Source organism: Oceanobacillus jordanicus (genome assembly GCF_022095695.1).
In the GTDB taxonomy this organism is placed as follows: Bacteria; Bacillota; Bacilli; order Bacillales; family Amphibacillaceae; genus Oceanobacillus_B; species Oceanobacillus_B jordanicus.
Genome location: NZ_JAIFZM010000001.1, coordinates 40688 through 55537, shown reverse-complemented (window position 1 = coordinate 55537; position 14850 = coordinate 40688). Strand labels below are relative to the sequence as shown.

Here is a 14850-nt window from a genome sequence, read left to right as displayed (position 1 = left end):
GAAATTAATACATAAGGAAGTGAACAACATGAAAAAATCAGCTTTGCTATTCTCAGGAGTGCTTATCCTGTTTTTCCTGATCGCTTGTTCGGAAAACACCACTACCCAAGAGAATGAAAAAAGTGATGAAGAACCGGCACAGGAAGAGGGCGCTTCAGATGAGAAGGAAGACAAGAAAGAAACAGAAGAAGAGAAGCCCCCTCAACCTTACAAAGCGATGGAACCATCAAAAGATGCTTCTCCTCTAAAAGAAACGTTATCTGAAGAGGAACTAGAGAAGATGCCTAGTGAAGAAGCTCGCGGAGGGGATCGTACTAGAATGGTTCCAGTTGGAGAAACATTGGTAAAAGGAGCCGAGGATCAAACCGATGGTCCATTAAAGGATCATAGACTCGTAGCTTATTACGGACATCCTAACTCTAGCAATATGGGGATATTGGGAGAAATGGAACCAGATGAATTGATGGAGAAATTAAAAGAGCAGACCCAAGCATATTCAGATGCAGATCCTTCACGCCCTGCTGTGCCAATGATTGAACTCATTTCTACCGTAGCACAGCGCGACCCGGGGACTGAAGGGACGTACGTCCATCCAACTCCACCAGAGAAAATTGACGAATATGCCAAACTAGCTGAAGAAAATGATGCGTTACTTATGCTGGATGTCCAACTCGGAACAGATTCCGTCATCAATCAAGTTAAATCACTAGAGAAATGGCTTAAGATGCCTCATGTGCACCTAGCTATTGATACCGAATTCCATGTAAAAGAGGGAGAAACCCCGGGTATCGATCTTGGTCAAGTAGACGGTGCTGAAGTACAAGAAGCGGTGGATTACTTAACGGAAATGGTGGAGGAAAATGATTTACCAGATAAAATTGTACTCGTCCACCAGTTTATGGATGAAGCATTAACGAATAAAGAAGCCATTCAACCAACTGAAAATGTAGAAGTTGCCTTGAACTATGACGGTTGGGGCGATTCTGCCACCAAAATGTCGCTCTATCGTAAATTCGTGCGAAACGAAGCAGTCCAATATGGAGGATTTAAAATCTTTTATAACAAAGATGAGCCGGTGTTGAGTCCAGAAGAGGTCTTGAAGCTTGATCCTAATCCGGCGATTATTAATTATCAGTAGGAATGGTTTGGTTTTAATCTTATTAGTTAATGTAATTCCATAATTAATGTCCAAAAATGATAACAAAGCATGGGGCGGTTTAATCACTTCTAGCAATAACCGCCCTTGTTTTTACGTTAACCCAAATTTTCTTTATACATCAACAGCTGTAATGTCTCTTCCATGCCTTGTTTAAAAGGAGTTTTTGGAATGGCACCAATTCGCTTTTCATATTTTTCACCACTTAAAACAAACCCTTCTTTAGTAAGGTACATAATTTCAACAACTTCCCTCATAAATACATCGAATAACCCAATAAAACGAATGGCAATTTTAGAAAGTGGAATAATTATCTTTTGACTCCCCGTTACGTTACGAGCTATTTTAATAATATCTTTTCCCGAAATTAACCCCGCTCCTGGTATATTCCAATTCTCTCCATAAGAATCGTCTTTTTCCGCTATATTTACAATCATCTTCGCCGCATCTGGCAAATAGACATACTCACGAGGAGTTTTTAGATTCCCAATAAAAACAGAGGCTTTATTGGCAGCTATCCCTTCTAGGGTAGGCTGTAAATAGGAATTTTGTGACGTGGGTCCATAATAATCTGGTAGCCTGACAATTAATGCTTTAGCACTTTTCCATTTAGAACTGAAAATCAGTTGCTCGAATTCCACTCTAAGTTTACCTTTTTTCGTATGGGGCTGGTGTGGATGATTTTCATCTCCTTTTGCAACTTGGTGCCCATACACGTAAATCCCATCTACAAAAACAATTTTATTCCCTAAAGTATCAGCTGCTTTCATTACACTCTCTCCAAGTAATAATAGCTTTGATTTCATCTCTTGATATTTGACATTCGCACACTGAAAAATAACATCTACATCTTTGGCAGCTTCTACAATGGTTTTATAATCAAATATATCACCCAGTTTATATGTTAATTTGGGGTGGTTATCATGTTCCTTCATTATTTCATTCAATTTCTCTTGAGAACGTCCGAAGGCTATGACTTCTATTCCTCTGTTCAATAATTCTGAGACAATAACTTGGCCTGTTCCACCAGTTGCTCCTAATACAACTGCTTTTTTCATTTAAAACACCTCTTTTATTATTGATTGATCAATAAATAACTGTATTAAAAAATTATGCCTTATTCGTCATGACTTTTATTTCACCTATTCCTAGGGAATATTCGCATATATAGCATCTGTTATTAATCCCAGAATGTGAATAAAACGATCACAACTTCAATAATCCCCAATCCAATAGATAAATATGAAACAGGCGTCTTCTCATTATTCATCATTCCACCTCCCCGATTATGTTTGATTTTAGCAGGCTTAATCCCACCAACTTATAATACATACCACAATAATTCCTATTGATAGGAAGTCTATTTTACTTAGCTTCATATTTTCACCTCCTTATTCTTTAGTTATTGATTGATCAATAACTAATATGTAAAAAATAAATAACTCGCTTAGCCTACATTATTTATTTTTTGTATCTATAAGCTCCGGGAGATCTAAGAAATAAGATATATTGCACAATATCCCTCGGGCCAAGAATGTAGTAACTTCTCTTTCCACATTTTCTATGCCCGCATCTCTAAATCTTTCTAAGGTATAACTGCGAATATTGGATAGTCCTTTCTGCGTTGCATTTCGGATTGCGCTTTCTGTAACGGAAATGCCTATAACCTGTAATGCGATTTCATTAGGATGAAGTTCAGAAAGTTTATCATAAGCGTCAATCATTTTCTCAACAAGTTGTTCTGCACTAGCATCTACATTTTTAAAAGTATCGAGAATTCTTTCAAATGCGCGGTCTAACGCGGCAATAAACAATTCCTCTTTTGTTTTATAAAACCGAAAGACATATGGCTGCGATATCCCCGCTTTTTCTGCTATATGTGCGGTAGTTGTATTATAATAACCTTTCTTTGCAAACACTTCTAATCCCGCTTCAAGTATCTCTTCTTTACGGTTTCCCCCACTTGGCCGCCCCATATCAAACACCTGCTTATCATTAGTTATTTATTGATCAATTACATTATAAGAAACAGTACGCTTTAATTCAAGTATAAAATTTTAATAGCTGTACTGTTTACACCTAAAACGGCTGGATCTCGCCATTAAGAATGCTAATGGTAATGACTCAAAGTTGAAGTTACTACTTCGTAGAAATGCCCCAAACTCCAAAACCTAATTATCAACATTATATAACATATACGTTTATAAAATGTTAAATAGTTACATAAATATTGATCGTTTTGTTAACAAATGTTATTATTTCCCCAAATGACAAATAGGAACAATGTTAATTCACACATTCTCGTGTTATGAGAGATGAAGTTAATTAGACAAAGAAATTTATGCTATGGAGTGGAAAAGCTTGAATCAAACAAAAAGACATGTGTTTATTTTAGAAAAAGTAAAGGTACATGGTGAGGTTAACTCTAAAGACTTAGCCGAGGAACTCAACGTATCTTTAATGACCATTAATCGGGATTTGAAAGCATTATCCGAAAATGGTGAGATAGTGTTGGTTTATGGTGGCGCTGTTTACAAAAAAACGGATCTATCCGAATATCCGATGACGATTAAAAGAGAAGTAAATGCCCATGGCAAGAAACTAATCGGAGAATACTGTAAGCGCCTTGTAAAACCCTATTCCTCGATATTTATTGAAACCGGCACAACCACTTTAGCTGTGGCCCACGAAATATTTAGAGCAGAGAACTGCACCTTTTATAGCAACTCCTTAATGGTCCTTTCAACTTTATCAAAACATAAAGAAATCTCTCTATTTAGCGTTCCGGGAGAGTACAGAGATTTATCTCAAGGTTTTTTGGGCGTGCAAACAATTGATTATATAAAAGACTTTCAGTTCGATTTAGTGTTTGTAGGTACGGAAGGGATTACACTTGAACACGGTGTAACATTACCAGACGAAATAGACGCATTTACAAAAAAGGCGATTATCAACCAGGCCAAGCAAGTAGTGCTAGTTGCCGATAAGACAAAGTTTGGCATTTCCCACCTTTATAAGGCAGGCTCTGTGAAAGATTTTGATGTAATTATAACCGACATACCAAAGGATCACGAGAGCTTTAAACATATGAGTCAAGTGACCAATATCATCTCAGTAGCAGAATAAAAGGAGAATAAAAATGGATATACAATTAACACAGCTAACACCACCGAAAATTCATCATAATAATCAATCCGTTATTTTAACAGACGAAACATTAGCCCAACGCCACACAAATTTCTTGGAAAAAATGAGAGAACACCAAGTGGATACAGCGATTATCTATGCAGACCGTGAACATGGTGCCAACTTCGAATATTTCACAGGGTTTATTCCCCGCTTTGAAGAGGCCTGTCTTGTTTTGCACAGCAACGGAACAAGCTATTTATTGCTAGGTAATGAAAATTTAAAGTTGGCAAGTAAATCCAGGGTAAAAGCAGAAGCCATTCATGTTCCTTACTTTTCCCTGCCTAATCAGCCGATGAATAATGAAAAGGAACTAGCTCAATATTTTAAAGAAGCCGATATTTCTCCAAACTCCAAAGTTGGGTTAATTGGTTGGAAAATGTTTACGAGCACTATCTATGAGAATAGCGACCTTTTTGACATTCCTTATTTTATTGTAAATGAGTTGAAAAAGTATGTGGCACAAGGAAAAGTGTTCAACTTTTCGCCAGCCCTTCTCTCTCCTCTTGAGGGGCTTCGCACTATTAATAATGCGAATGAAATTGCTCATTATGAATACGGAGCATCATTAGCTGGGTCTCGTTTATATCATGCTCTACAAAACATTGAAGTGGGAAAAACGGAAAAAGAAATTGCTTCCATACTAGCGGCGGATGGACAGCCGAATTCTGTAACGACCATTACTGCTGCAGGTGTTAGATTTACCAACGCTATAATCTATCCAAGAGATAAAGCAATCCATTATAAAGATAACTTTTCCATAACAGTAGGCTACAAAGGTGGATTAAGCAGTCGAGCGGGCTATGTAGTGAAAGATCCCGAGCAATTACCGGAAGAGCAAAAGGACTATCTTGAGCGACTAGCAAAGCCTTACTTTACTGCTTATGCGACTTGGTTAGAATCCATCAAAATCGGTCAACAAGGCAAAGATATGTATGCGATTATAGAAGAGGTATTACCTAAAAAGGACTATGGGTGGTCATTAAACCCTGGCCACTTCACCAGTGATGAAGAATGGCTAGCCTCGCCCTTCACGAAGGATTCAACAGCTGTCGTTAAAAGTGGTCAAATGTATCAGATTGACATTATCCCAAGTGTTCCAGGTTATGCAGGAGCATCATGTGAAGAACCAATTGCCATTGCAGATGAAGCATTGCAAGCAGATATTAAAAACACTTATCCAGAGGTATGGGATAGAATTCAAACACGAAAACGCTATTTACGAGAAGTTTTAAATCTATACATTAGCGCAGAATTACTCCCGTTAAGCGATACAGTCGCCTTTTACACCCCGCTTCTGTTGAATAAAACATTGGCATTTAGTAAAAAACAATAACTTTTTTAAGCCAGGGCCTGTAACGGTGTCATACAGATCCTGGCTTAAATCCTAAATCAGAAGTTATGTCGTAGCTGGCGGAGATGATGCTTGGTCAGCCTTCACACAATCAATAGCTATGACGAGCACAATTATGATCGTCTCCATCTCTTCGTTCAATACTTGAACCTTATAACTATCGCCCCATGTAAACCATTCTTTATTCACTTTCCCTACGGCTTCCCCATACTGAAATACTTCAAAGTTCATATCCCACCAGTTACCATGCACTTCTATCCCCGCGGCATCAATAGAATAACGGGCTTTGAAGAAAGAAAACTCTTTATTAATCGTTAATACCTCTTGGCCGTTTACCTCAACATAAAATTTCGGCAGAAAGCTCATCACCTTTTTCGTTATAAGTGCAACCTCTGCTCCCACTGTATTCAAGATGGAGAACGTTTTTGGGATTTTCATAAAACTTCCTTCCACATAATAAGCATCATTCTCCTGCTCGTCCTTTATCGTGAACTTATCTTTAAAACTCATCACTTTTTGTTTTATATACAATTGTTTCAAAATAAGAACACCCTTCCTTTGGTGGGATACTTATCTATCTAGTTACTAAACATATACCTTCTTTAACGATTTCAGCCCCAATAAGGTTTCATAACATTGATAAGAGAAAGAGACTTAACTGCTGCTTTATCATATATTTTCTTATTAGAAGGAGATTTAAAGATTGCCCTTATTAAAATATAAAGACTTGTCCTGTCCCTCTTTCCCATGGAATTCTGTGCCAATTGTGCTGGGTGGACATGAGGGAGCTTTAACCATTTCTCAAGTAGGTTAACTTGATATAAGATGGAGTCTGTTCCAAGTTGGATATCCAGAAAAAGTCACGAATAAAGGGTTAGACTATTTTCCATTTACCTTCTTAAATAGATGTATCCAGTTAACATTAATACTGTTAAATAAATTGCCTCTATCTTTATTTCTCCACCTCTGATTAGAAAGTAAAAAACGAGATGACGCCAATAATAAAAAAGAAACCTGTAAACTTTTTTAGGATTCTATTGTACTTTTTAATTACATCGTTGGTTTTATTCATATATTAAAACAACTCCAGGTGTCGACCTTGGCCAAGTATACGGTGCAGAAGTGCAAGAAGCGGTGGATTTAATAACATAACCTCCATCATATCGTTATTTTTGTCACATTTATTAAGCTTAATCGTCTTGTATTATGAAAGAATCTTGAGGAGGTTATCTTATGAATCAAAAATGCGATGTAGTTATTGTTGGTGGGGGCTTAGCAGGTTATGTTGCAGCAAATTATGTAGCAAGAACGAACTTATCTGTAGTAATCTTAGAGAAAGGGAAATTTGTAGGTGGAAGAGCTAGAACAACTAAAATTGAACAACAATATTTTAATTTAGGTCCACATGCGCTTTATAAAAAAGGAAAGGCTAGATCTATTCTCGAAGAATTACGTATTACGCTTCCTGGTAAACCAACCAAGTCAGGTGGTATCTTGATAGAAAATAATATTGAATTCCCTGCACCCTTTTCAGCTCTGAATTTGTTTAAAACAAACCTTTTGAATTGGAAAGAACGAATTGAATGGATGACGGTTTTGCTAAAAATAGTGCGTGTAAACACGGAACCTCTAGAAGGAAAGACCTTTCACCAATGGGCGGGAGAAATCACTCATTCTCCTAAGGTTAAATTATTACTATACACGCTCGGGAGACTAGCCACCTATAGTCACACTCCTGAAAAGATGGATGCAAAAGTAATGGTCTCCCATTTGAAAATAGCTTTGAAGGGTGTACTTTATCTGGATGGTGGTTGGCAAACAATCATTGATCAACTTCACAACAAAGCAGTCCTCTCAGGAGTCCAAGTTCAGCCACAGACTCCCGTTAGACAAATAGAACTACTGAGCGACGGGTCATTTCAATTAGTTACACCACATAACGAAAAAATCTTAGCGAAAAATGTGATTTGGACAGCTGGTCCACAAGAACTAGAAAGCATGTTTCTAGATAAGGGTAACTGCTTTTCCAATAAAATGACCGCAATAAAAGGAGCAACATTAGATGTTGCTTTATCACAGCTTCCTAACCCAGAGAAACTTTTTGCAATGGACCTCACTAATCCACTCTATTATTCTGTTCATTCAACATATGCTCATCTCTCTGATAATAAAAATAATATCATTCTTCACGTATTTAAATACCACCATCCCGAAGAGCATCATGATAGCACACTGGATAAACATTCTCTAGAGCAATTCTTAGAAAAACTACAGCCAGGATGGGAGAAATATGTGATAACAAAACGTTTTCTCCCACATATAACGGTGAACCAACGCTTACCAGAATTAGGAGATGCAAAAAAACTGTTACGTCTTAAATCAACAATTCCACACTTATATGTAGCTGGCGATTGGGCTTCTCCTGATTACATTTTATCGGAAGGAGCAGTTAGTAGCGGCAAACAAGCTGCTGAGGAACTTATCATAAAGGAAAAGAGGGACGAAAGTGCAAATCAGTAATCAAGAATATAAGCAATTTAAACCACTGTTATTTTCATTAGGTTATAGGTTACTAGGTTCGGTAATGGAGACAGAAGATATGCTACAGGAAACCTTTTTAAAAGCTTCCTTAATAAACGAAGAAAACATAGATAATAAAAAAGCATATCTTTGTAAAATGATGACTAACCGCTGTCTTGATCTTTTAAAATCTAGTTCCAAACGAGAAAATTATATTGGCCCCTGGAACCCGGAACCATTAATGTTCGATTATGTAAGAGCACTTGATCCATCAGAATTATTAATACAAAAAGAAGGTTTAAGTATTGCTTATCTACGTATGATGGAGCATTTAAAACCAGATGAACGAGCAGTTCTCCTTTTAAGAGAAGTATTTGCTTTCCCGTATTCAGAAATAGCGTGTATCATCGACAAGAAAGAAGAAAACTGCAGAAAAATTTTTAGTAGAGCTAAGCAAAGGATAGCTGTAGTAGAAGGGGAGAGTTTAGATTACGAAAAAAATAAGAGACTTATTAATCGTTTTATTGAAGCTTTTCAAATCCAGGATACCAATGTCTTATTGGAGCTAATTTCTGACAAGGTTACACTGTTCTCCGATGGGGGTGGAAAAGTTAACGCAGCTGTCCGTCCAATCAAATCCTTCTCCAATGTACTCGCCTTTCTATTTGGAATTTACAAGAAGGCTCCAGCAGATTTCTTTATTCACGTAAGAGAGGTCAATAAACAGCCTGCCATATTGATTTATATGCACGGCACATTACAGAGTATCATCAGTTTTTATATTTATAAGGAGACGGTTAACGAGATTTACATTACGATGAATCCTGATAAGCTAAGTAAGTGGTTATAGACCCTTAAAGCGAAGATACCAAATTCCGCTCGCTGTATTGCCTTTAGAGAAAGGAAGACCTCATTGGATTATTCCTACTTAATTTAACCGGACTTGCACAAAATTAGTAACACTCCCAAGGGAAGGACACGAAATAAATAAATTGTATTTCGATAGATTTTAGTTGGTATAGGATTTGAAAGCCAAATCCCAAGTATCTTGCAGGATCACCAGCAAAGCACTTGGGATGGAATTTAACATGTTAGCAAATTTGAAGAGGCATTCTCAAATACTGTTCTATAAATAAAGCCCCGCTTTCACACGGAGAGGAGATAAACCGCTTCTGCTTGACTGTACACAAGTATAAATGATTAATAAACATCATAATATTAGGAAAAAAGTGTTGGGAAGTGGTTGCTTGAGCATTTTTAACCCGGATAAGCTTTATGTTGAGTTTAGAGAAGGAATTACCTATACAGAACCTATAATCCATAGGCGCTACACACTGACCCATTCGGATATTACTGCTGAACTTTTTTTGACAATTGGATTAAGATTTGCTAGCGATAAAATTAATCCTATGAGAGATGATGTACTTGGTGAATGGACTAAAACTAGAGGTTGTTATGTATATCATGTGTATGTGGATGTAGATGTAGATGGACAATTTAATCAGACTGTTGCAGCAAAACGAAATGACATATTTAGACGTGAATTACCACTTGCCTTGAAAGCAATCAGATATGGAGATAGGAGACTTTTTATTTCCCATCCTGAGTTGAATAATTCTCCAATAATAGTTCACTTTATTTCAATCTATCCTCAGTTTAATAAGATAGAAAATTGGGTAACTTTTGTAAAGTATACGTAACTCCGTTTTCATTACCAATGGAAATAAAAAGAGGAGATGGTCAAAGTTTGTATTGACCCCCGAATAGGTCCACTCTTTTAAGTTGTCTACTATTCGGGGTACTGTACAGTATATTGGAACCTCTTCTTTTTAGGACTCTGCTATTATTCATTTATAGAAACCTCATTTTCTTGTGGTACGTTTCTTGTGATGTTGTTATCTAAATGGGGTTTAACTCAACTATATTATTGCTTATAAAGACTACATTAATTAATCCATTTAATATCATCTAAATTACTCAATAATTTTCTCCAATTCTCCTCACTATTCCAATTGATTATTCCATCCTTGATTTTTCCAAGTTCAACATCCCAGACAGGGTTTTCTACAGATCCCTCATAAAACCTCCATTTTAGACCATTAGTGTAGATAACTTTTTTATATGTTTCTAAATGACCTTCTACCTGTATTAAATGCTGCTCTAAATCTTCTTCTATGTACTTAGCCTCAATCGCTCCTAGAGTGTCTGCATTATTGCTTTTAATTCTTTCTCTTATCACAAAGTCTGGAAACCCCGAACTTCCTATAAACTCTGAAGAAAATTCGGTTTTTCGACGAGCCGAGACATCTCTTAAAGAAATCTCATTACTTTGCTTTCTTTCTCTTATAATACAAGCAATTATTGAATATAGATCACATTCAACACGATTTTGACTTCTTATCAATTCAATCTCTTCAGTGTACATATTAAAATTATTCCCTGGTGTCATAACCTTCTCACCTTACCTTCTCTATTATATGATTTTCTTTGGTCCCTTTTGTAATTGACTCAACTTTCGCATAACAAAATCAACGGCATGTACCTTTTAAAAATGGAAATTTCTTTTACACAAAGTTACAGATTTACATAAGGAAGTGAACAACATGAAAAAATAGCTTTGCCTGTATTGTTTATGTCATTAATAAATGCAGTTTCATCAGATGTTATGTAGTAGCTGGCGAAGCTTCTCCATTATCAGCTTTCACACAATCAATGGCTATTACGAGCGTAATGACCATCTCCATCTCCTCGTTCAGGACTTGAACCTTGTAGCTATCACCCCGTGTGAACCATTCTTTATTCACCCTCCCCACGAATACTTCAAAGTTCCATCTAGGATGGGCAAACCTGGGTGGTGAAATCCAACTACAGGATTGGGAGCCAGACCTTTTTAATTGTTAATATTTAATGCATCAGCCTTACTCAAAATGCCCTTCAACCTTCTCTCAATATCTCTCCAGTTTTCAGCTAAATCTACACTACATATTTTCATGTGAAAACCTTGTATTTCATAATTAAAATGAAATGATTGGTAAACTCTTGGGTACAACAAAATTCCAACCGCTTTATCGCCATTTCGCTTTCTCCTGTCATTCTCTAAATAGGCATATAGCTGGTATAAATGGCCACTACGAATAATTTCCTTGCCCTTAAATTCGAGCAAACCATGCTGATAGAACTTTGTATCTATAATGTATTTTTGATTTTCAACTATCATGGAGATATCCGTATGCATCAGAGGCAAGTATTCATTTTTCTCACCGATTGCTCCCCAATCCAATGTTTCACTTCTGGCATTCGATTCTGGATGTTCGCGCCTGTAAAAGTTTTTTACAAAATTCTCAAAGAGCCTTGCCATTTTCATATGATCACGGGAAAAATCATTAAATGCTGATTCTCCTGATCCCTCATGCAATAACACATTTTCAGAAATAAATTGACAAATATTCAATATAAATCGGTAATGTTGATTATTTCGATGTAATGTAACCTGGTTAAAGAACTTGGGTTTTAATTCAATTCTTGAAATGCTTCGAAAGTACATCAACATCCTTTTTAAGTCTTCATAATATTCTTTTTCCAAATGCTCATACATACTCAATCGAAGTAATGTTGCTTTAATTAATTGATTATGCAAAATATCATCGGTAAACTCTTCATGTTTAATGTGCATCTTCCCTTTTTTATAGGAGAATTTTTCAAATGATTCTTTGAAAAGCACCTTACCCCGAATAACCCCTGACTCTTCTCTCACTGGGGTGTACTCCCTATAAAATCCTCTTTTGATTAAGGATCTCACCTTTAAGATAAGGATTTTACTCAGTAAATTGATAATATCTTTTTCATCTTCACCGTACACGTCTATCATGCGACTTTCGTGGGGATGGTCCCACGCATATGCCAACATATAGTAAATATTTTTAACAGGAATTTTACTGGTATCGGCTGAGGAGTTCATGAACCTTATCCTCCTGATCAAACCAATATTCTTGTAAAAGTGGTTTAATTTCTAGCCGTAGAACACGTTCAAACCATCCCTGTTCATCTTCAATATCATGGTCTGGTGTAAAATAACTATGCCCAATTTCAAACCCTTTACCCAGATTAACTTTGTCATTCACAATCTCTGTATTTATTTCTTTCATAAGTGAATCAATTGTATCAATAAAACCCTGACTAATACCTTTCGTCTGCAAATACTCTTTAAATGATTCTGTATTAAACCCAGGCTCTAACTCAATAAAAGCAAACCGACGGCGCAATGCATAATCCACCATAGCTAGTGAACGGTCAGCTGTATTCATTGTACCAATTACATACACATTTTCGGGAATATAGAAATGTTCTCCTTCTTTGCTGTATGTGGTTTGTATTTCAAATTCTTTCCCTCGTTTATCCGCTTCAACCAACATCATTACTTCGCCAAATATTTTAGATAAGTTGCCGCGGTTTATTTCATCAATGATGAAATAAAAATTCTCTTCAGGCTGCTCCTGTGCTTTGCGACAAAATTTATAAAACAATCCATCCTGTAGCACGAAATGGCCTTCCGTATTAGGCTTAAACCCACGAATAAACTCCTCATAAGAATAAGATTGATGAAACTGGATCATGTCAATGTTATTAGGAGATTTAGAACCCAAATGATAATAAGCCAGACGTTTCGCTACAAACGTTTTACCGACTCCTGGAGGCCCTTGTAATATAATATTCTTCTTATAGTCTAACGATTCTATTGCATCTTCTACTTTTTTCAGATCCATAAACAAGTCTCTTTTTATATGTTCAGTTGTATAGGGTTTACTTTCGTTTACACCATATTCACCTTCAAGATCTTTAATAATTTCTATTTTCTGCATAACTTTCTGCAAAAAATCTTCGTATGGAGTGACATCTGTTAACGTCTTCTGATGAAAAGGCAAGTCGGAAACATCCCATTCACCATGCCTGATCCATTCGACATCTCTAAAAGAATGCTGGGCACCATTTCCTGGACTATACTGGTAAGGAGACGTTATCTGGCCAAATCCAACCAATTGAGATGTACCAGCTTTAATAAGGACATAATCTCCCTCTTTTATTTCTCTGACAAACTGCTCATTGGCTAATGCGTCATTTCTAGGGTGGTGATCATAATCATGCTTTTCTTTCAACGACTGCGCTATTTCTTTTTTATCTTTATAATTCCTCAAATCACCTAGTTCGTTCCAGCCGATAGATATTTGTTCATTGTCCCTGAAATAATCCCAATACTTTCCGTTCTCACCTGCAGCAAGCAACCAGTATTTAGGTGCTTCTTTCTCAATGGCGTGTTTATCCTTAAATTTATCAAATATAAAACTGAAAAACTGATCGACTTCATAATAGATTGGCAGATTGGTTTTTCTTCCCACAACATTTTCGTAAGTTGCTGCTATATCATGCTCTTTTATTGCTTTTTGAAACTTTATAAACTTAGAAGAAAAAGTATCGCCTCTCTGATAATCAGGTTCAATTTCCAATTCATTTTCAACCGCTACTCGATCCCGCTGGTTATAAAAACAGTAGTCTTCAGGATAAACATTGCCGATTATTTCACTAAGTGCACTTGCGCCTATGCCAAACAATTTATGTTGATCATTGTTCAAAAATTGTTCCATACGATACTCTAATGGATCACTTCCATGAATTAAATTAAGAAAGGACGCGCGATATTTCTCTATTGAAGCATTCATTTTTCCAAATGCGCGCCCCTTTGCAAGTGGCATCCGGTATGCATTGACATGTTCACCTATTTGCTGAAAATCTTCCCATTCCATTGACTTAATATATTTTGGGTCTCTGAATTTTTGAAAATAACGATAACTGTCTTCCAAGTATTCAAATTCCTTAGAAAAATTATCATACTCATCATTATAATAAAGTAAGTATCTTTCAATTAATGATTTATCCACCCTTTTTTCTACTAACTCAGGATCCGCCCAGAATCTTAGTAATGTAGCAAATTCATCATCCGTTATTTTGTAGTTAGTTAACTGCGCTAGCCGCATGATTAATAGGTTTCGAGTTTCAGGAAGTTTCTTTAACTTATGACGAAGCAGCATACCTTCTGACTCATTCAACCGCGTTTCTTTAACTTTCAATTCAACTTGTGAATAAGCTCCACCATTATCCTTAGGCTCTGAGTACACCTCTGTTAAAGCAATAATACCCCCAGTATTTTTATCACCACCGTCTGAACGCCAAATAAACACCTGATCGCCTGTCTTAACCTCATGCGTATGTTGCTTTTGACGAATACTCCAGTCGATAATTTTCCCATCTTTCACATATTGATTAATATCATGCAGGTCAGGATACTTGTCCTCATTTATAGAGAATTGCTTAGGGTTCCCTTGGAAGATCCACTTTGGCATAAATCATACTCCCCCTGTTAAAATCTTTTGTTTTAAGTATATTAAGAAATTCACTTAATTCCAACTTTTCCTTGTTAATTAGATAAAATATCAAATATTTTACTCGCTTTGAGGCACTTTTGTTGACATATTTGTATGAACATTTTAAATTTAATACATATAAACCTTCAACTAATATTTGTCATCTCCCTTTAAACTCCCTAAATTACCTCCCGGTGATTCATCCTATCCAGCATTTT

13 protein-coding genes are annotated in these 14850 nt (G+C 36.4%); 6 read left to right on the top strand and 7 right to left on the bottom strand.

Annotation, left to right across the window (positions count from 1 at the left end):
* Positions 1-28 precede the first annotated feature (28 nt).
* Complete coding sequence (locus K3T81_RS00290; RefSeq protein ID WP_238017333.1) at positions 29-1138, top strand: hypothetical protein; 1110 nt, start codon at positions 29-31, stop codon at positions 1136-1138.
* A gap of 116 nt (positions 1139-1254) precedes the next feature.
* Here the strand turns inward: K3T81_RS00290 and K3T81_RS00285 are convergent, their stop codons facing one another.
* Both K3T81_RS00285 and K3T81_RS00280 read right to left on the bottom strand, forming a co-directional pair.
* Entirely contained in the window at positions 1255-2214 is a 960-nt protein-coding gene (locus K3T81_RS00285) for an SDR family oxidoreductase (RefSeq protein WP_238017330.1), read from the bottom strand.
* A 399-nt stretch (positions 2215-2613) separates the two neighbouring features.
* Positions 2614-3132, bottom strand: coding sequence for a TetR/AcrR family transcriptional regulator (locus tag K3T81_RS00280; RefSeq protein ID WP_238017327.1), 519 nt, complete (start codon positions 3130-3132; stop codon positions 2614-2616).
* A 385-nt stretch (positions 3133-3517) separates the two neighbouring features.
* Here K3T81_RS00280 and K3T81_RS00275 point away from each other — a divergent pair, with 385 nt between their 5' ends.
* Together K3T81_RS00275 and K3T81_RS00270 are read left to right on the top strand one after the other, a co-directional pair.
* Positions 3518-4282, top strand: a complete 765-nt coding sequence (locus K3T81_RS00275) for a DeoR/GlpR family DNA-binding transcription regulator (protein WP_238017323.1) — start codon at positions 3518-3520, stop codon at positions 4280-4282.
* Positions 4283-4295: 13 nt separating this feature from the next.
* Positions 4296-5678 carry a M24 family metallopeptidase gene (locus K3T81_RS00270; RefSeq protein ID WP_238017320.1) on the top strand — a complete coding sequence of 461 codons (1383 nt, stop codon included), beginning with the start codon at positions 4296-4298 and terminating at the stop codon, positions 5676-5678.
* A gap of 63 nt (positions 5679-5741) precedes the next feature.
* Here the strand turns inward: K3T81_RS00270 and K3T81_RS00265 are convergent, their stop codons facing one another.
* Entirely contained in the window at positions 5742-6236 is a 495-nt protein-coding gene (locus K3T81_RS00265) for an LURP-one-related/scramblase family protein (RefSeq protein WP_238017317.1), read from the bottom strand.
* A 693-nt stretch (positions 6237-6929) separates the two neighbouring features.
* On the opposite strand from K3T81_RS00265, the gene K3T81_RS00260 reads away from it, so the two are divergent.
* From K3T81_RS00260 to K3T81_RS00250, 3 genes are all read left to right on the top strand, one after another.
* Positions 6930-8216: a phytoene desaturase family protein gene (locus K3T81_RS00260; RefSeq protein ID WP_238017314.1), complete on the top strand. Its 1287-nt coding sequence runs from the start codon at positions 6930-6932 to the stop codon at positions 8214-8216.
* Positions 8203-9066 (top strand): RNA polymerase sigma-70 factor, encoded by an 864-nt coding sequence (locus K3T81_RS00255; RefSeq protein ID WP_238017312.1) that lies wholly within the window; start codon positions 8203-8205, stop codon positions 9064-9066. The genes K3T81_RS00260 and K3T81_RS00255 overlap by 14 nt, the downstream gene beginning before the upstream one ends.
* 397 nt (positions 9067-9463) lie before the next feature.
* Positions 9464-9916, top strand: coding sequence for a staygreen family protein (locus K3T81_RS00250; protein ID WP_238017310.1), 453 nt, complete (start codon positions 9464-9466; stop codon positions 9914-9916).
* Between the two features lie 245 nt (positions 9917-10161).
* On the opposite strand, the gene K3T81_RS00245 is transcribed toward K3T81_RS00250, so the two are convergent.
* The 4 genes from K3T81_RS00245 to K3T81_RS00230 form a co-directional block, all read right to left on the bottom strand.
* Positions 10162-10665: a hypothetical protein gene (locus K3T81_RS00245; RefSeq protein WP_238017308.1), complete on the bottom strand. Its 504-nt coding sequence runs from the start codon at positions 10663-10665 to the stop codon at positions 10162-10164.
* A gap of 214 nt (positions 10666-10879) precedes the next feature.
* Positions 10880-11020, bottom strand: coding sequence for an LURP-one-related/scramblase family protein (locus tag K3T81_RS00240; RefSeq protein ID WP_238017959.1), 141 nt, complete (start codon positions 11018-11020; stop codon positions 10880-10882).
* A gap of 86 nt (positions 11021-11106) precedes the next feature.
* Complete coding sequence (locus tag K3T81_RS00235; RefSeq protein WP_238017306.1) at positions 11107-12174, bottom strand: 5-methylcytosine restriction system specificity protein McrC; 1068 nt, start codon at positions 12172-12174, stop codon at positions 11107-11109.
* Positions 12149-14611 carry an AAA family ATPase gene (locus tag K3T81_RS00230; RefSeq protein ID WP_238017304.1) on the bottom strand — a complete coding sequence of 821 codons (2463 nt, stop codon included), beginning with the start codon at positions 14609-14611 and terminating at the stop codon, positions 12149-12151. Before K3T81_RS00230 ends, K3T81_RS00235 begins: the two co-directional genes overlap by 26 nt.
* Positions 14612-14850: the final 239 nt, after the last annotated feature.

What these genes read in the sequence shown, in the direction of transcription:
- K3T81_RS00290 (WP_238017333.1), top strand. Translation starts at nt 29, where the DNA reads ATGAAAAAATCAGCTTTGCTATTCTCAGGAGTGCTTATCCTGTTTTTC.
- K3T81_RS00285 (WP_238017330.1), bottom strand. Translation starts at nt 2,214, where the DNA reads ATGAAAAAAGCAGTTGTATTAGGAGCAACTGGTGGAACAGGCCAAGTT.
- K3T81_RS00280 (WP_238017327.1), bottom strand. Translation starts at nt 3,132, where the DNA reads ATGGGGCGGCCAAGTGGGGGAAACCGTAAAGAAGAGATACTTGAAGCG.
- K3T81_RS00270 (WP_238017320.1), top strand. Translation starts at nt 4,296, where the DNA reads ATGGATATACAATTAACACAGCTAACACCACCGAAAATTCATCATAAT.
- K3T81_RS00260 (WP_238017314.1), top strand. Translation starts at nt 6,930, where the DNA reads ATGAATCAAAAATGCGATGTAGTTATTGTTGGTGGGGGCTTAGCAGGT.
- K3T81_RS00245 (WP_238017308.1), bottom strand. Translation starts at nt 10,665, where the DNA reads ATGACACCAGGGAATAATTTTAATATGTACACTGAAGAGATTGAATTG.
- K3T81_RS00235 (WP_238017306.1), bottom strand. Translation starts at nt 12,174, where the DNA reads ATGAACTCCTCAGCCGATACCAGTAAAATTCCTGTTAAAAATATTTAC.
- K3T81_RS00230 (WP_238017304.1), bottom strand. Translation starts at nt 14,611, where the DNA reads ATGCCAAAGTGGATCTTCCAAGGGAACCCTAAGCAATTCTCTATAAAT.